This is a genomic window from Pseudomonas fakonensis (assembly GCF_019139895.1).
GTDB lineage: Bacteria > Pseudomonadota > Gammaproteobacteria > Pseudomonadales > Pseudomonadaceae > Aquipseudomonas > Aquipseudomonas fakonensis.
Genome location: NZ_CP077076.1, coordinates 207,232 through 223,665, shown reverse-complemented (window position 1 = coordinate 223,665; position 16,434 = coordinate 207,232). Strand labels below are relative to the sequence as shown.

At 64.7% G+C, this 16,434-nt stretch carries 18 protein-coding genes and 1 other RNA gene; 7 read left to right on the top strand and 12 right to left on the bottom strand.

Going from position 1 to position 16,434, the window contains the following annotated elements:
• Positions 1 to 94 precede the first annotated feature (94 nt).
• Genes KSS94_RS00940 through KSS94_RS00920 form a run of 5 tightly spaced genes read right to left on the bottom strand, consistent with a single transcriptional unit; the run spans position 95 to position 4,907 of the window.
• Entirely contained in the window at positions 95 to 1,312 is a 1,218-nt protein-coding gene (locus tag KSS94_RS00940) for a 2-octaprenyl-3-methyl-6-methoxy-1,4-benzoquinol hydroxylase (RefSeq protein ID WP_217843491.1), read from the bottom strand.
• A 9-nt stretch (positions 1,313 to 1,321) separates the two neighbouring features.
• Positions 1,322 to 1,804: a DUF4442 domain-containing protein gene (locus tag KSS94_RS00935; protein ID WP_217841246.1), complete on the bottom strand. Its 483-nt coding sequence runs from the start codon at positions 1,802 to 1,804 to the stop codon at positions 1,322 to 1,324.
• The gene (ubiH, locus tag KSS94_RS00930) at positions 1,801 to 3,000 is read right to left on the bottom strand and encodes a 2-octaprenyl-6-methoxyphenyl hydroxylase (protein WP_217841245.1); all 1,200 of its coding nucleotides are present in this window, start codon (positions 2,998 to 3,000) and stop codon (positions 1,801 to 1,803) included. The genes KSS94_RS00935 and ubiH overlap by 4 nt, the downstream gene beginning before the upstream one ends.
• Complete coding sequence (gene pepP, locus KSS94_RS00925; protein WP_217841244.1) at positions 2,997 to 4,331, bottom strand: Xaa-Pro aminopeptidase; 1,335 nt, start codon at positions 4,329 to 4,331, stop codon at positions 2,997 to 2,999. The genes ubiH and pepP overlap by 4 nt, the downstream gene beginning before the upstream one ends.
• A gap of 21 nt (positions 4,332 to 4,352) precedes the next feature.
• Positions 4,353 to 4,907, bottom strand: a complete 555-nt coding sequence (locus KSS94_RS00920) for a YecA/YgfB family protein (RefSeq protein WP_217841243.1) — start codon at positions 4,905 to 4,907, stop codon at positions 4,353 to 4,355.
• A 153-nt stretch (positions 4,908 to 5,060) separates the two neighbouring features.
• On the opposite strand from KSS94_RS00920, the gene KSS94_RS00915 reads away from it, so the two are divergent.
• The 4 genes from KSS94_RS00915 to KSS94_RS00900 all read left to right on the top strand — a co-directional run bounded on the left by KSS94_RS00915 (position 5,061) and on the right by KSS94_RS00900 (position 6,465).
• Positions 5,061 to 5,270, top strand: a complete 210-nt coding sequence (locus tag KSS94_RS00915; protein WP_217841242.1) for a TIGR02449 family protein — start codon at positions 5,061 to 5,063, stop codon at positions 5,268 to 5,270.
• Positions 5,267 to 5,587: a cell division protein ZapA gene (locus KSS94_RS00910; protein ID WP_217841241.1), complete on the top strand. Its 321-nt coding sequence runs from the start codon at positions 5,267 to 5,269 to the stop codon at positions 5,585 to 5,587. Before KSS94_RS00915 ends, KSS94_RS00910 begins: the two co-directional genes overlap by 4 nt.
• Positions 5,588 to 5,604: 17 nt before the next feature.
• Positions 5,605 to 5,784: non-coding RNA, 6S RNA (gene ssrS / locus KSS94_RS00905), on the top strand.
• 72 nt (positions 5,785 to 5,856) lie between these two features.
• Positions 5,857 to 6,465, top strand: a complete 609-nt coding sequence (locus KSS94_RS00900) for a 5-formyltetrahydrofolate cyclo-ligase (RefSeq protein ID WP_217841240.1) — start codon at positions 5,857 to 5,859, stop codon at positions 6,463 to 6,465.
• Between the two features lie 19 nt (positions 6,466 to 6,484).
• Here KSS94_RS00900 and KSS94_RS00895 read toward each other — a convergent pair whose 3' ends face one another.
• Positions 6,485 to 6,640, bottom strand: coding sequence for a hypothetical protein (locus KSS94_RS00895; RefSeq protein ID WP_217841239.1), 156 nt, complete (start codon positions 6,638 to 6,640; stop codon positions 6,485 to 6,487).
• A 178-nt stretch (positions 6,641 to 6,818) separates the two neighbouring features.
• Between KSS94_RS00895 and KSS94_RS00890 the strand changes: the two genes are divergently transcribed.
• Positions 6,819 to 7,271 carry an EVE domain-containing protein gene (locus KSS94_RS00890; protein WP_217841238.1) on the top strand — a complete coding sequence of 151 codons (453 nt, stop codon included), beginning with the start codon at positions 6,819 to 6,821 and terminating at the stop codon, positions 7,269 to 7,271.
• On the opposite strand, the gene KSS94_RS00885 is transcribed toward KSS94_RS00890, so the two are convergent.
• Positions 7,272 to 7,676, bottom strand: coding sequence for a flagellar basal body-associated protein FliL (locus KSS94_RS00885; protein WP_217841237.1), 405 nt, complete (start codon positions 7,674 to 7,676; stop codon positions 7,272 to 7,274).
• A gap of 157 nt (positions 7,677 to 7,833) precedes the next feature.
• On the opposite strand from KSS94_RS00885, the gene KSS94_RS00880 reads away from it, so the two are divergent.
• Positions 7,834 to 8,811, top strand: coding sequence for an NADPH:quinone oxidoreductase family protein (locus KSS94_RS00880; RefSeq protein ID WP_217841236.1), 978 nt, complete (start codon positions 7,834 to 7,836; stop codon positions 8,809 to 8,811).
• A 247-nt stretch (positions 8,812 to 9,058) separates the two neighbouring features.
• Here KSS94_RS00880 and KSS94_RS00875 read toward each other — a convergent pair whose 3' ends face one another.
• From KSS94_RS00875 to trxA, 5 genes are all read right to left on the bottom strand, one after another.
• Positions 9,059 to 9,709: a gamma-glutamylcyclotransferase gene (locus KSS94_RS00875; protein ID WP_217841235.1), complete on the bottom strand. Its 651-nt coding sequence runs from the start codon at positions 9,707 to 9,709 to the stop codon at positions 9,059 to 9,061.
• A 336-nt stretch (positions 9,710 to 10,045) separates the two neighbouring features.
• Positions 10,046 to 11,014 carry a CDP-6-deoxy-delta-3,4-glucoseen reductase gene (locus KSS94_RS00870; protein WP_217841234.1) on the bottom strand — a complete coding sequence of 323 codons (969 nt, stop codon included), beginning with the start codon at positions 11,012 to 11,014 and terminating at the stop codon, positions 10,046 to 10,048.
• Positions 11,014 to 12,480, bottom strand: coding sequence for a 4-hydroxy-3-polyprenylbenzoate decarboxylase (gene ubiD, locus KSS94_RS00865; RefSeq protein ID WP_217841233.1), 1,467 nt, complete (start codon positions 12,478 to 12,480; stop codon positions 11,014 to 11,016). The genes KSS94_RS00870 and ubiD overlap by 1 nt, the downstream gene beginning before the upstream one ends.
• 203 nt (positions 12,481 to 12,683) lie before the next feature.
• Positions 12,684 to 13,943: a transcription termination factor Rho gene (rho, locus tag KSS94_RS00860; protein WP_011536308.1), complete on the bottom strand. Its 1,260-nt coding sequence runs from the start codon at positions 13,941 to 13,943 to the stop codon at positions 12,684 to 12,686.
• A 309-nt stretch (positions 13,944 to 14,252) separates the two neighbouring features.
• Complete coding sequence (gene trxA, locus KSS94_RS00855) at positions 14,253 to 14,582, bottom strand: thioredoxin TrxA (protein ID WP_136917140.1); 330 nt, start codon at positions 14,580 to 14,582, stop codon at positions 14,253 to 14,255.
• 243 nt (positions 14,583 to 14,825) lie between these two features.
• Here trxA and ppx point away from each other — a divergent pair, with 243 nt between their 5' ends.
• Positions 14,826 to 16,328: an exopolyphosphatase gene (ppx, locus tag KSS94_RS00850; RefSeq protein ID WP_217841232.1), complete on the top strand. Its 1,503-nt coding sequence runs from the start codon at positions 14,826 to 14,828 to the stop codon at positions 16,326 to 16,328.
• The last annotated feature ends 106 nt before the right edge of the window (positions 16,329 to 16,434 follow it).

Sequence of the window (16,434 nt, the reverse complement as noted above, 5' to 3'; positions counted from 1 at the left end):
CCCAGCAGTTACTGGATGTTGCAAGGACCGCAATCGCCGGCAAGCCGGCTCCTACAGGGTTCTCTGTAGGAGCCGGCTTGCCGGCGATTGCGCCTCAAGCCCTGGCCAGCTCCGGCAGGTCCCCGCTAAGCCCCAGCGCCTGGCGCACGAACAATGCCTTGGCCTCGGGCATCTGCTGCACCAGCTTCAAGCCGCTGTTACGCAGCCAGCGCAGTGGCAATGGGTTGGCCTGGAACAAACGCTCGAAGCCTTCCATCGCCGCCATCAATGCCAGGTTGTGCGGCATGCGCCGGCGCTCGAAGCGGCTCAGTACCTTCACATCCGCCAGGCGCTCGCCGCGCTCACAGGCGCGCACCAGCTCCTCGGCCAGCACCGCGGCATCGAGAAAGCCCAGGTTGACCCCCTGCCCGGCCAGCGGATGGATGGTGTGGGCCGCATCGCCGATCAGCGCCAGCCCTTCCTGCACATAGCGTTTGGCGTGGCGTTGACGCAGCGGCACACAAACCCGCGGGTCGGCCTCGAGCACCTGCCCCAGGCGGCCTTCGAAGGCGCGCTCCAGAGCCTGGCAGAACGCCGCGTCATCCATGGCCATGGCCTGCTCGGCCTGCTCCGGGGTGGTCGACCAGACGATCGAGCACCAGCCCTGCTCGCCGTCACGCTCAAGCGGCAGGAACGCCAGCGGGCCCTCGTCGGTAAAACGCTGCCAGGCGGTGCTGCGGTGCACCTCGCTGCAGCGCACGCTGGTAACGATGGCGTGGTGCAGGTAGTCCCACTCACGGGTCTCGCAGCCGGCCAGGCGACGCACCGCAGAATTGGCGCCGTCGGCGGCAATCACCAGCGGCGCACGCAGCTGGCGGCCGTCGGCCAGGGTCAGCAGCCACTCGTCGCCAGAGCGGCGCAGTTGTTCCAGCCGCGCGTTGGGCAACAGGCCCAGGTCGCTGTCGTGCAGGCGCTCCAGCAAGCCGTCCTGCACCACGCGGTTTTCGACGATATGGCCGAGCACCTGGGCGTGCACGCTGGCCGCCGAGAAGTGGATTTCACCGGTGCCGGTGCCGTCCCACACGTGCATGTCCGAATACGGCGACACGCGGCGTGCGGCAATGCCGTCCCAGGCCCCCAGGCGTTCGAGGATTCGCTGGCTGGCCGCCGACAGGGCGCTGACCCGCGTCTCGAACGGCGCCTGGGCGTCGAACGGCTTGACCGACAGCGGGCCGCCATCGAGCAGGAGGATTTCCAGGCCACTGTGGCGCAGCGCCAGGGCCAGGGCGCTGCCGACCATACCGGCACCGACGATCAGTACATCTGCGCGCATTTCCATGCCTTACGCCTGCCTCGCTTGCGGCTTGAGCCGCACGTATAGGGTTTTGTCGACCCGCGCCACCAGCTCGCCGGCGCCGTCGCGAATATCCACCTGCAACCGGGGCAGGTACTTCTTGCCGCTGGCGGTCTGCTGGCGGATTTCGTCCAGCAGCGTGTCGTCGACGTGGAATTCGGCGTACACCGGGCCTTTGCCCGGCGAGATGAAATCGATGCTGGCAGCCTTGTCCCAGACGATGTATTCGCGCCCCAGCTGCTCGATCAGCAACAACATGTAGAACGGGTCGACCATCGAATACAGGCTGCCGCCAAACTGGGTGCCGACGTAGTTGCGGTTCCAGCGCGTGAGCTTCATGCGCACCTTGGCGCTGCGCATGTCCGGGCTGATCGACTGGATGCGGATACCGGCGCCGAGGTACGGCGGGTAGAGGTTCAGCAGCCAGCGCAGCATGCGCGCCCGGCGCGCCAGCTTGCGCGGGTCGCTCATGAAAGGCCCCGCGGGTCGGGGCGGGTACCCAGGCCCATGGCCTGGCGGGCGAACCAGCTTTTTGCCGGCGGCAGCAGGTCGAGGCCGAGCAGGCCGATGTTGCGCCCGGCCGCCATCAACGGCTGGTTGCTGCCGAACAGGCGGGTGACCTGGTCGGAGAAGCCGATGGTCATGGCCTGGTCGAGGCGCTGGCGCTGCTGGTAGCCCTGCAGGGTGGCCAGATCGCCGGCGTGCTGCGGGCCGGCCAGCAGCGCTTCGGCCAGCGACTGCACGTCGCGCAGCGACAGGTTGAAGCCTTGGCCGGCAATCGGGTGCAGGCTGTGGGCGGCGTTGCCCAGCACCACCAGGTGCGGGCGTACCTGCTCCTGGGCCTCGACCAGCGCCAGCGGGTACAGGTGCCGCGCGCCGACCTGGCGCAGGGCCCCAAGGCGGTAGCCGAAGGCGTCCTGCAGCTCGCGCAGGAAGCTGCGCTCGTCGAGCTCGGCCAGGCGCCGGGCGTCCATCCCCTGGCGGGTCCAGACCAGCGCGCAGCGGTTTTCCGGCAGGGGCAGCAGGGCCATCGGGCCTTGTTCGGTGAAGCGCTCGAAGGCCTGGCCGCGGTGGGCCTCGCCCGGGGTGATGTTGGCGATCAGCGCGCTCTGGTCGTAGGGCGTGCTGCGCACATGGATGCCCAACTGCTCGCGCAGGCCGGAGCGGCCGCCGTCGGCCAGCACCGCCAGGTCGCATTCCAGCGTGGTGTCGTCGTCCAGTTGCAGGCGGTAGCCCCCGGCAATCGGCTGCAGGGCTTTCACTTCGGCCGGGCAGCGCCAGGTCACCACCTCGCTGTCCAGTGCCTGCCACAGGCACTGGCCGAGCCAGGCGTTTTCGACCACATAGCCGAGTGCCGGCACGCCTTCGTCGCGGGCATCCAGGCGGGTGGCGCCAAAGCGGCCACGGTCGGACACCTGGATCTGGCTGATCGGCTCGGCGCGGCGACTGATGGCCTGCCACAGGCCAAGCTGGTCATAAATTTGCCGGGTGCCGTAGGACAGCGCCGAGGAGCGCGCATCGTAGCTGGGCTGGAAGCTGTCGCCCGGGGCGAACGGCTCGATCAGCATGATTTTCCAGCCACGCGCCTTGGCCCCGGCCTGCAGGGTCAGGGCCAGGCTGGCGCCAACCAGGCCGCCGCCGATGATCGCCAGGTTGACCCGGCTCATGCCACGTCCTTGCGCGCGGCAAGCATCAGCGCCTCGATTTCGGCGACGCTCTTGGGTACGCCCGTCGTCAGGATTTCACAGCCTTGCCTGGTCACCACCACGTCGTCCTCGATGCGGATACCGATGCCGCGCCATTTTTTCGCGACGTTCGGGTTGTCGGCGGCAATGTAGATGCCGGGTTCCACGGTCAGCGCCATGCCGGGTTCGAGCACCCGCCACTGGCCACCGACCTTGTATTCGCCCACGTCATGCACGTCCATGCCCAGCCAGTGCCCGGCGCGGTGCATGTAGAAGGCGCGGTAGGCTTCGCTGTCGATCAGCGCCTGCACCTCGCCCTTGAGCAGCCCCAGCTCCACCAGGCCCTCGGTGATCACCCGCACGGTGGCCTCGTGGGCGTGGTTCCAGTGCTTGCCCGGGGCGATTTCGGCGAACGCCGCCTCCTGGGCTGCGAGCACCAGCTCGTAGATGGCCTTTTGCTCGGGCGAAAAACGCCCGCTGACCGGGAAGGTGCGGGTGATGTCGCTGGCGTAGCAGTCGATCTCGCAACCGGCGTCGATCAGCACCAGGTCACCGTCCTTGAGCGGCGCGTCGTTCTGCTGGTAGTGCAGGATGCAGCCATTGCGCCCGGCGGCGACGATCGAGCCGTAGGCCGGCATCTTCGCCCCGCCCTTGCGGAACGCGTAGTCCAGCTCGGCTTCCAGGCTGTATTCGTGCAGCCCGGCGCGGCAGGCCTGCATGGCCCGCACGTGGGCACCGGCGGAAATCGCCGCGGCCTCGCGCATCACTTTCACTTCTGCCGCCGATTTATACAGGCGCATGTCGTGCAGCAGATGATCCAGGGCAATGAACTCGTTCGGCGGTTGCGCGCCCAGGCGCGCCTTGGAGCGGATCACGTTGATCCAGTCCATCAGCCGGCGGTCGAACTCGGGGTTGCTGCCCATGGCGCTGTAAACCCGCTCACGGCCCTCGATCAGCCCGGGCAGGATCTCGTCGATGTCGCTGATGGGGAACGCATCATCGGCGCCGAAGTCGCGAATCGCGCCTTCCTGGCCGGCCCGCAGGCCGTCCCATTGCTCGCGCTCGGGGTTGCGTTCACGGCAAAACAGCACGTACTCGCCGTGCTCGCGCCCGGGAATCAGGGCGATCACCGCCTCGGGCTCGGGGAAGCCGCTGAGGTACTGGAAATCGCTGTCCTGGCGGTACACGTGCTCGACGTCACGGTTGCGGATGGCAACCGCAGCCGCAGGCAGGATGGCGATGCTGTTGGGGACCATCTGCGCCATCAGCGCCTTGCGCCTGCGGGCGTATTCGGCCTTGGGTATGTGGCTCATGGGCAAACGACCCCGTTTCGATCAGTGCAGCGATGGCTTGGGCGCAGGTGCGGCGGGCGCGGCGAGCTCGGTGTACAGCAGCAGCGGGGCGACGCGCAGGTACTCCATGACTTCCATGTAGTCGCTTTCGCCGTCCTCGGACTCTTCCAGCGCTTCCTGTACTTGCGAGATGGCGACCAGGTCCTGGAGCACTTCTTTCGCATCGGTGGACAGGTCCTTGCCGCCGGCGTTCAGGCCAAAGCCTGCGATGAAACCCTGGCACCACTGGCCCAGCGCAGCGGCGCGGTCAGCCAGCGCGGCGTCATCGCTGGGCAGCAGCAGGACGATGGCGACGTCTTCGCCGGTGAGCTCGGCCTTGACCATCTCTTGCAGGCCAATCAGGGCGTTGCGCACGTTATCGCCGGGCTCGGTCTCGAGCAGTTGGGCGGCATCGGCCAGCCAGGCGTCGGCGTCGAAGCCGGCACCGGCGCAACTGCGGCCGATCAGCAGGCCGTGCAGCTCAGCCGGGGTGACAGGGTGGCCATTGCTGGAAAGCAGCATGGCGAAAGCAACGTAGGGCGATTGGGTATTGGGCATGGCAGCTAGGCGCCAGACGGCGCAATGACTAGAATGAAGGCCTTGTATCCTAGCACCGGCAGGCGCGCCAAGACCATCAGCACTGGCCGCTTGGCCCCTTGTGCAGGCATGATCGCCAGGTGAGTCGACGACGGAGCGAATCGAGTGCAACCCATGCAAGAGAACGACCTGCAAGCGCTGATGAGCCGGTTCGAGTTGCTGATCGAGCGCGTCGAGCAACTAAAACGGCAAAACGCACTCTTAGTTGCTCAGGAAAAATCCTGGCGCGAGGAGCGCGCACACCTCATCGAAAAGAACGAGATCGCCAAACGCAAGATCGAATCGATGATCTTGCGCCTCAAGGCCCTGGAGCAAGACTCATGAGTTCAAGCAATAGCGTCACCGTCCAGATCCTCGACAAGGAATACTCCATCATCTGCCCGCCCGAGGAGCGCAACAACCTGGTCGGTGCCGCCCGTTACCTCGACGGCAAGATGCGCGAGATCCGCAGCAGCGGCAAGGTGATCGGCGCCGACCGCATCGCCGTCATGGCCGCGCTGAACATCACCCACGAGCTGCTGCACCGCCAGGACCGCCCGGAAGCTGCCGCCGGCACCGACGCCACCCGCGAGCAGGTGCGCGACCTGCTGGAGCGGGTCGACCAGGCATTGTCCGACGACCCGGTTAGCAAAACCGACTGAGATTGGTATACTGGCGCCACTCCCTGGGGGATGCGCCAGTCGGTTATGTCCCTGAGCCGATACGCACAACCACGGGGGTTGCACGCTGGGGCCGGTGTGCATGTCCGCCCGACGGAAAGCCTTAACGCCCCCTGCAATCTCCACCTTGAACTTTCGGGTTCAAGGGCTACACCGATAGCGGTCTTGTCGGGGAGCCTTCTTCAGAACTGCCCGCCTGCATGGCGGGTTTTTCGTTTCTGGCAGCTGCCAACCCAGGGATCGCCCGTGCCATGACCGACACCGCGCCGCTCACCCGCCCACAACTGCGCCGCCTGTTGCGCAACGCCCGCCGCGCCCTCACCCCCGCCCAGCAAAACCGCGCAGCCGTTGGTTTGTATCGCCAGCTGGCGCAGGACCCGCTGTTCCGCCGCGCGCGGCACATCGCGTTGTACCTGCCCAACGACGGTGAAATCGACCCGCGCCTGCTGCTGCGCGAAGCGCACAAGCGCGGCAAGCGCGTGTACCTGCCAGTACTGCACGCCTGGCCGCGCACGCGCATGGTGTTCCAGCGTTTCGAGCAGGGTGAGCGGCTGCAGCCCAACCGCTTTCGCATCCCAGAACCGCTGGTCGAGCGCAAGCGGCAACGGCCCATCTGGGCGCTGGACTTGATCCTGCTGCCGTTGGTCGGTTTCGATGAAGTCGGGGGCAGGCTGGGCATGGGCGGCGGCTTCTATGACCGCAGCCTGGCCTACCAGGGTCGGCGCAAGGCCTGGAAGAAACCCCTGCTGCTGGGGCTGGCCCATGAATGCCAGAAGGTGGAGCGTCTGGCGCAGGCCAGTTGGGATGTACCGCTGCGCGGGACGGTGTCGGACCGTGGCTGGTACCTGGCGCCGAAATGAACGGGCGCGCGGCTGAAGGTCAGCGGCGCTGCTGCTGGGCCGGGTCGACCGGGGCCTGCTGGTAGGCGGCATCGGCCTTGCGTTCCCAGAAACCTTGCGCATAACCGGTGGTGACCACGCCCAGACCGAAAATGAAAGCGAGGATCCAGAGCAGGTCCGGTTTGCGTTGTTTCATGGAATTGCCCCCCTAGGCAACGTGTCCATGCTCGGCGGCTTTCTTGATGGCTGCCGGAGCGTCTAGCTTTAAAATCGGCGCATTTTCCGACAACGTGACGCAACACGCAAACGTTGACGCCAACCGACTGTCGGTTTCATGCAACGAGTTATTTCAAACTCTTTCAGGAGCAGCACCCATGGCCTACTGGCTGATGAAATCCGAGCCCGACGAGCTCTCTGTCGAAGCCTTGGCACGCCTGGGCAGCGCGCGCTGGGACGGGGTGCGCAACTACCAGGCGCGCAACTTTCTGCGGGCCATGAGCGTAGGCGACGAGTTCTTCTTCTACCATTCCAGCTGCCCGCAGCCGGGCATTGCCGGCATCGCCCGCATCAGCGCGGCGGCCTACCCCGACCCCACCGCACTGGACCCGCAGAGCCACTACTTCGACGCCAAGGCCAGCAACGACAAGAACCCCTGGAGCGCGGTGGACGTGGAGCATGTGCGCACCTTCGGCCAGGTGCTTGGCCTGGGCCTGCTCAAGCAGCAGGCGGCGCTGGAGGAATTGTCACTGGTGCAAAAAGGCAGCCGCCTGTCGGTGATGCCAGTGACCGCTGCGCAGTGGGCAGCGGTTATCGCACTGGCCCGTTGATCACTGCACGATCAGGTTGTTGAACAGCAGGTCCTCGACGATCGGCTTGCCCTCTTCGGACTCCATCACCTGCTGTACCTGCTTCAGGGCTTCCTGGCGCAGTTTTTCCTTGGCCTCGACATTGCTCATGTCGTCCACGCCCTGCTGGGCGAACAGCGCCACCAGCTGGTTGCGGATCAGCGGCTCCTGGTGTTTTACCGCAGCAGCGGCGGCATCGCCGGTCACCCGCAGGGCGACGTCGGCCTTGTACACACGCAGCTTCGGGCTGCCGTCGAGGGCATAGTTGCCGACGAAGGGCGGGCTCAAGGTGATGTACGCCACCTTCGGTGCGCCTTCACTGGCTTCTTCGGCCATTGCCGCTGCTGGCAGCATCAGCGCCAGTACCATCAAGATCCACGCTTTCACGAATTCGCTCCTCAAAACAATTGGCGCCAGCTTACCCAGCACGCCGGCCAAACCCAAGCCCGGGTTTATGCAGGCCTATCAGGGCGGGCCATGCTCGTTGACCCAGGTTTCGGCCCTGCTGTACTTATCGGCCATCACCCGCAAAGGAATAGCCCTGATGAAAGCCTTGTTGTGCAAAGCCCTGGGCCCGGCGCAGGACCTGGTCCTGGAAGAGGTCCAAAGCCCCACACCGAAGAAGAACGAGATCCTGCTTGAGGTGCATGCTGCCGGGGTCAACTTCCCCGACACCCTGATCATCGAAGGCAAGTACCAGTTCCAGCCACCACTGCCGTTCTCGCCCGGTGGCGAGGCGGCCGGGGTGGTCGCGGCGGTGGGCGAGAAGGCCGGCGCGCTCAAGCCTGGCGAGCGGGTCATGGCCCTGACCGGCTGGGGCGCCTTTGCCGAACAAGTGGCGGTGCCGCACTACAACGTGCTGCCGATACCCGCCGGCATGAGCTTCACCACCGCAGCGGCCTTCGGCATGACCTATGGCACCTCGATGCACGCGCTGACCCAGCGCGGCCAGCTCAAGGCCGGCGAAACGCTGCTGGTGCTGGGCGCCTCGGGTGGCGTGGGCCTGGCGGCCGTAGAGATCGGCAAGGCCATGGGCGCCAAGGTGATTGCCGCCGCCAGCAGCGCGGAAAAACTGGCAGTGGCCAAGGCCGCCGGCGCTGACGAGCTGATCGACTACAGCCAGGTCAGCCTGAAGGATGAGATCAAGCGCATCACCTCCGGCCAGGGCGTGGACGTGATCTACGATCCCGTCGGCGGCGAGCTGTTCGACCAGGCGGTGCGCGGGCTGGCCTGGAATGGCCGGCTGCTGGTGGTGGGTTTTGCCAGCGGCACCATCCCGCAGCTGCCGGTGAACCTTGCACTGCTCAAGGGCGCGGCGGTGATCGGGGTATTCTGGGGGGCCTTTGCCCAGCGCCAGCCAGAGGATAACGCGGCCAACTTCCGCCAGCTGTTTGCCTGGTTTGCCGAGGGCAAGCTCAAGCCGCTGGTGTCGCAGACTTATCCACTGGCCGAGGGCGGTGCGGCGATCGAGCAGTTGGGGCAGCGCAAGGCTGTGGGTAAGTTGGTGGTGGTGGTGCGGTAGGGTATCGCGCATGCCCCTGTAGGAGATCACCCAGCCCTTCGGGCTGCGCTGTCGCGCAGAGAACAAGTCTTGCAGATACACCGCGGCCCCAGTGGGAAGCGGCCTTGTGCCGCGATGGGCTGCGCAGCAGCCCCGGCAATTTTGCATGAGGCCTGGGGGCCGCTTCGCACCCCATCGCGACACAAGGCCGCTTCCCACAGAGACCGTGTTAAATCAATGAGTTGTAGTATTTTCTACGAGAGCCGGCTCAGACTTCCCGCAGGTTATGGCAGCGCCTGAAGCGCGCCTCCAGGTTGCGGTCGGGCATCTGGTGGCTGCGCAGGGCATTGAGGGTCTGCTCCACGTAATCACGGGTGCTGCCGTAGCGCCCCTTGGCGCTGGCCAGGATCAGGCTGAGCAAGCCGTCCGGCAGGTTGCCGGCATAGCACGGCAGGTGCCGCTCCAGCACGAAGCCCAGGGCCTGCACCTTGCTGCCATCGTTCAACCGGCAACTGAGCCAGTGCGGGCGGTAGGCCGGGTACGGCATCTCCCGCTGCCACAGCGCCATCAGGGCATCGTCCAGGTTGCTTTCGTCCAGCCGGTAGGCAAAACCGCTGCAGGAGCCGCCACGGTCCAGGCCGAATACCAGGCCCGGGCATTCCGGGGTGCCGCGGTGCTCGTGGGACCACAAATACAGGCCACGGTGGTAGCCGTGCACCCGCGCCCGCTGGCGCTCCACCGAGTTGCATTCCGGGCGCCAGATCAACGAGCCGTAGGCGAACAACCATACCGGGCCGCCACTGTGTTGCGCCATGGTTTGCTGCATCGAGCGCTGCAGTTGTTCGCGGGTAAGTTGCTGGCCGAAGTCCAGCGAAGGTGGGTAAGCGATTTGCCAGGATGAACTTTCAAGTGTCGACATGGGCTGCCGCCATTAATTCCTGTGTATTGCCAAGTGCAAGTTATGCAGCGCCTGTAGTTACGCCAACGCGGGCAAGCCCCCCACTACAGGGTCTCGCAGGCCTTGTGGGAGTGGGCTTGCCCGCGAAGGCCTTGACACTAACTTAAGACAGAACACGCGCAACACTCAACCCCGGGTTGCAAATTTCACCCAGGCTTGCGCCGAACGGCAACGACTGTTTCAAATAACGCTAAAGTTATTAACCGAACCGGTAAAAGTTAAGGCTATATATCCAGAGCGAAAGAGAAGGATATATAAAACCCCGGCCCGCCCTTGCAGCGCACCGGGGGCTACAGGTCAGCCGCGCGGCGCGTAGGCGAACACGTCGGCGCGCATGCGGTGCGCATCCATGCCGGCCTCGACCAGGGCGTCGAGGGTGGCGTACACCATGTTCGGCGAACCGCTGGCGTACACATGCACCTGGTTGAGGTCACCGATGTCTTCGCAGACCGCCTCGTGCAACAGGCCGCAGCGCCCTTCCCAGACGCACTGGTCGCTGACCACCTTGTGCAGGAACAGGTTGGGCAGTTGCTCCCACTCGTGCCAGTGCTCGATGGTGTAGAAGTCTTCAGGCCGGCGCACGCCCCAGTACAGATGCACCGGGTGCTTGAAGCCCTGGGCGCGGCAGTGCTCGACCAGGCTGTGCATCTGCCCCATGCCAGTGCCGGCGGCAATCAGCACCAGCGGGGCATCCGGCAGCTCGGCCAGGTGGGTGTCACCGAACGGCAGTTCGATGCGTGCCAGGCCATTGCGCTGCAACTGCTCGACCAACTGCACGGCGCTGCTCTCGCGGGCCAGCACATGCAGCTCGAGGTCGCGCCCGCCATGGGGGGCCGAGGCCAGCGAAAAAGCCGCCTTGCCGGCGCCGGCACGCTCGATCATCAGGTACTGCCCGGCGTGGTAGCGCGGCGGCTTGCCGGCAGGTGCGCGCAAGCGTATACGCCAGACATCGCCGCCCACCTCGACGCACTCGCTGACCGTGCAGGCCAGCGTGCGTACCGGCAGCTCGCCCAGGGCCAGCACGCCATCCCACAGCAATACGCAGTCTTCCAGGGGCTCGGCGATGCAGGTGAACAGCTCGCCGTGGTCACGCACCTGGCCTTCCTGACGCACGCTGCCTTCGACCAGCAGCGCGGCACACACATGGCAATTACCATTGCGGCAGCTGTTCGGGCAGTCGTAGCCCAGGCGCCGCGCCGCATCCAGAATTCTCTCGCCCGGTTCGACCGCCAGCACCGCCCCGGACGGCTGCAACGTTACCTGCATCAATCTATTCCCAACTGGTCCCACAGCTCATCGATACGGCGGGTGACGGCCTCGTCCTTGACGATGACCCGGCCCCATTCGCGTGTAGTCTCGCCCGGCCATTTGTGCGTGGCGTCCAGGCCCATCTTCGACCCCAGGCCCGACACCGGCGACGCGAAGTCGAGGTAGTCGATGGGGGTGTTGTCGATCATCACCGTATCACGCTTGGGGTCCATGCGCGTGGTGATGGCCCAGATCACGTCGTTCCAGTCGCGGGCGTTGATATCGTCGTCGGTGACGATAACGAATTTGGTGTACATGAACTGTCGCAGGAACGACCACACACCCAGCATCACGCGCTTGGCGTGGCCCGGGTACTGCTTTTTCATGGTGACCACGGCCATGCGGTACGAGCAGCCCTCGGGCGGCAGGTAGAAGTCGACGATCTCGGGGAACTGCTTTTGCAGAATCGGCACGAACACTTCGTTCAGCGCCACACCAAGAATCGCCGGCTCATCAGGCGGGCGGCCGGTGTAGGTGCTGTGGTAGATGGGTTTTTGCCGGTGGGTGATGCGCTCCACGGTGAACACCGGGAAGCTGTCGACCTCGTTGTAATAGCCGGTGTGGTCGCCGTACGGGCCTTCGGGAGCCATTTCGCCGGGGTGGATCACGCCTTCGAGGATGATCTCGGCGGTAGCCGGCACCTGCAGGTCACTGCCGCGGCACTTGACCAGCTCGGTGCGGTTGCCGCGCAGCAGGCCGGCGAAGGCGTACTCGGAGAGGGTGTCCGGCACCGGGGTGACGGCACCGAGGATGGTCGCCGGGTCCGCGCCCAGGGCCACGGCCACCGGGAATGGCTGGCCAGGGTGCTTTTCGCACCATTCGCGGTAGTCCAGCGCACCGCCACGGTGGCTGAGCCAGCGCATGATCACCTTGTTGCGGCCGATCACCTGCTGGCGGTAGATGCCTAGGTTCTGGCGGTCCTTGTTCGGGCCGCGGGTGACGGTCAGGCCCCAGGTAATCAGCGGCGCCACGTCGCCCGGCCAGCAGTGCTGGATCGGCAAGGCTGCGAGGTCGACGTCGTCGCCCTCCACCACCACTTCCTGGCACACCGCGTCCTTGACCACCTTGGGCGCCATGGACACGACCTTCTTGAAGATCGGCAGTTTCGACCAGGCGTCCTTCAGCCCCTTCGGCGGCTCAGGCTCCTTGAGGAAGGCCAGCAGCTTGCCGATTTCACGCAGTTCGGCGACCGACTCGGCGCCCATGCCCATGGCCACGCGTTCGGGGGTGCCGAACAGGTTGCCGAGCACCGGCATGTCGAAACCGGTGGGGTTCTCGAACAGCAACGCCGGGCCCTTGGCGCGCAGGGTGCGGTCGCAGACTTCGGTCATTTCCAGTACAGGGGAGATGGGAACCTGGATGCGCTTGAGTTCACCGCGCTGTTCCAGGCCACGGATGAAGTCGCGCAAGTCGCGATACTGCATGCAAGGGCCTCGTGTGGGGGCGTGTCGGTCGGGGGGCAGAGTGTAGCGCCGTTGAAGGGGTAAAGGCCAAAAATGACTTGGGGCCGCCTCGCGCCCCATCGCGACACAAGGCCGCTCCTACAGGGTAATGCGTAATCCTGTAGGAGCGGCCTTGTGTCGCGATGGGCTGCGAAGCAGCCCCAATCAGTTCCAGCCTGAAACGCTTACTTACGCTTCATCGACAGGAAGAACTCGTCGTTGGTCTTGGTCTGCTTGAGCTTGTCGACCAGGAACTCGATGGCGGCGATTTCGTCCATCGGGTGCAGCAGCTTGCGCAGGATCCACATGCGCTGCAGTTCGTCGTCGGCGGTCAGCAGCTCTTCGCGACGGGTACCGGATTTGTTGATGTTGATGGCCGGGAACACGCGCTTCTCGGCGATGCGGCGGTCCAGCGGCAGCTCCATGTTGCCGGTACCCTTGAACTCTTCGTAGATGACCTCGTCCATCTTCGAGCCGGTCTCGACCAGCGCGGTAGCGATGATGGTCAGCGAGCCGCCTTCTTCGATGTTACGGGCAGCACCGAAGAAGCGCTTGGGCTTCTCGAGGGCGTGGGCGTCGACACCACCGGTGAGTACCTTGCCGGAGCTCGGGATCACGGTGTTGTAGGCACGGGCCAGACGGGTGATGGAGTCCAGCAGGATGACCACGTCTTTTTTGTGCTCGACCAGGCGCTTGGCCTTTTCGATGACCATTTCGGCAACCTGCACGTGGCGGGTTGGTGGCTCGTCGAAGGTCGAGGCGACCACTTCGCCGCGCACGGTGCGCTGCATTTCGGTCACTTCTTCCGGGCGCTCGTCGATCAGCAGGACGATCAGGTGGCACTCAGGGTTGTTGCGGGTGATGTTGGCCGCGATGTTCTGCAGCATGATCGTCTTACCGGCTTTTGGCGGAGCGACGATCAGGCCACGCTGGCCTTTACCGATAGGCGCACACAGGTCGATGACGCGGCCGGTGAGGTCTTCGGTGGAGCCGTTACCGGCTTCCATCTTCAGGCGCTTGTTGGGGAACAGCGGCGTCAGGTTTTCGAACAGGATCTTGTTCTTCGCGTTTTCCGGACGGTCGAAGTTGATGGTATCGACTTTCAGCAGGGCGAAGTAACGCTCCCCTTCCTTCGGCGGGCGGATCTTGCCGACGATGGTGTCACCGGTACGCAGGTTGAAACGGCGGATCTGGCTGGGCGAGACGTAGATGTCGTCAGGGCCGGCCAGGTAGGAGGCATCCGCCGAACGCAGGAAACCGAAACCATCCTGGAGAATCTCCAGCACGCCGTCACCCGAGATCTCTTCGCCGCTTTTCGCGTGCTTTTTCAGCAGGGCGAAAATCACGTCCTGTTTGCGCGAACGGGCCATGTTTTCGATGCCCATCTGTTCGGCCATTTCCAAAAGATCGGTAATCGGCTTTTGCTTGAGTTCAGTCAGGTTCATAAGGGGAATGACGTAATCATGTAAGAAGGGAGGAATTAAGCATGTGGCTTAATGAGGCCGCGCCGCTAGATGGCGACAGGATCGCGTACTGATTCGAATTAGGGATGCTTCGGCGACGGCGTGCAGAGGGCACTGGAGAAGCAGTGCGAGGCCGAATGTAACACTTGCTTTTTTCGACGTCTAGTGGTTTTGACCATGGACGTGACAGGGACTTTACCGGATAGCGCCGAATCGCGGGGCAAGCCCGCTTTCACAGAAATACCTTACAGCAACCAAAGAAAAGCCCCGCATTTGCGGGGCTTTTTCACATCACAGGTGGGCGTCGAGGAACGCGGCCAGCTGCGATTTGGACAGGGCGCCTACCTTGGTCGCCTCGACGTTGCCGTTCTTGAACAGCATCAGCGTCGGGATGCCACGCACGCCGTGCTTGGCAGGGGTTTCCTGGTTTTCGTCGATGTTCAGCTTGGCGACGGTCAGCTTGCCTTCGTAGGTGGAGGCGATGTCGTCCAGCACAGGCGCGATCATCTTGCATGGGCCGCACCACTCAGCCCAGTAGTCGACCAGCACCGGGCCTTGGGCCTGCAGTACTTCGGCCTCGAAGGTGGCGTCAGTGACGTGTTTGATAAGATCGCTGCTCATGGATATCTCCAGGTCGTAAGCAAAAAAAACGTTGCCCATCATAGCTGCACCCCGTCGCTACAGGAAGCCGCAGCCGATTGACTGTATCTATAGTTGTGCAAGACGCCACGAATCGAAACTGTCATGTCACTGTCATAGGATTGCTATGACATTGCCATGCATCAAGCCCGGCGATGCCGCGCGTTGGCTAAGGGCCACGATCGTGGCACGATTGCCAGGTTAACGACCGAGAATCTCCAGACCATGCCGCAAACCACCGCGAAGAACCTGTCCCTGATCGCCGCCATCGACCTAGGCTCCAACAGTTTCCACATGGTCGTGGCCAAGGCCCACCATACCGAGATCCGCATTCTGGAGCGGCTGGGGGAGAAGGTTCAGCTGGCCGCCGGCATCAACGATGACCGCCAGCTCAGCGAAGAAGCCATGCAGCGGGGGCTTGAGTGCCTCAAGCGTTTTGCCCAGCTGATCAACGGCATGCCGCCAGGCGCGGTGCGCATCGTCGGCACCAACGCCCTGCGCGAAGCGCGCAACCGCAACGAATTCATCCAGCGCGCCGAGGCCATTCTCGGCCACCCGGTCGAGGTCATCTCTGGCCGTGAAGAAGCCCGCCTGATCTACCTGGGGGTGTCGCACACCCTGGCCGACACCCCCGGCAAGCGCCTGGTGGCCGACATCGGCGGCGGCAGCACCGAGTTCATCATCGGCCAGCGCTTCGAGCCACTGCTGCGCGAAAGCCTGCAGATGGGCTGCGTGAGCTTCACCCAGCGCTACTTCCGCGACGGCAAGGTCACCCCGGCGCGCTACGCCCAGGCCTACACCGCCGCGCGCCTGGAGCTGATGAGCATCGAAAACGCCCTGCACCGCCTGACCTGGGACGAGGCCATCGGCTCCTCGGGCACCATCCGCGCCATCGGCGCGGCGATCAAGGCCGGTGGCCTGGGCAACGGCGAGGTCAACGCCGAAGGCCTGGCCTGGGTCAAACGCAAGCTGTTCAAGCTGGGTGAGACCGACAAGATCGACTTCGAAGGGGTCAAGCCCGACCGCCGGGCGATCTTCCCGGCGGGCCTGGCGATTCTCGAAGCCATCTTCGATGCCCTGGAGCTTGCGCGCATGGACCACTGCGACGGCGCGCTGCGTGAAGGCGTGCTGTTCGACCTGCTGGGCCGCCACCACCATGAAGACGTGCGCGAACGCACCCTCAACTCGCTGATGGAGCGCTACCACGTCGACCAGGGCCAGGCTGCACGGGTGGAGCGCAAGGCGCTGCACGCCTTCGACCAGGTAGCCAAAGCATGGGGACTGGAAAACGGAAACTGGCGCGATCTTCTGGGTTGGGCAGCGAAAGTGCACGAAGTCGGGCTGGATATCGCCCACTACCACTACCACAAGCACGGCGCCTACCTGCTCGAGCACTCCGACCTGGCCGGCTTCTCCCGCGAAGAGCAGCAGATGATGGCCCTGCTGGTGCGCGGCCACCGCCGCAACATCCCCAAGGACAAGTTCGCCGAGTTCGGCGACGAGAGCGTGCAGCTGATTCGCCTGTGCGTGCTGCTGCGCTTTGCCATCCTGTTCCACCACATCCGTGGCACCCAGCAGATGCCCAAGGTGGAGCTGCAGGCCGGTGAGGATAGCCTGGAAGTGGTATTCCCCGATGGCTGGCTGGAGCAGAACCAGCTGACCCAGGCCGACTTCGCCAACGAGGCGGAATGGCTGGCGCGGGTCGGGTTTGTTTTGAGCGTGCGCTGAAGGTTTGAGTTTGCCGGGGCTGCTTTGCAGCCCTTTCCGGCCGGTCCGGCGCCCCGGCAAGGCCGCTCCTACAGGGGATCGCGGTCACCTGTAGGAGCGGCCTTGT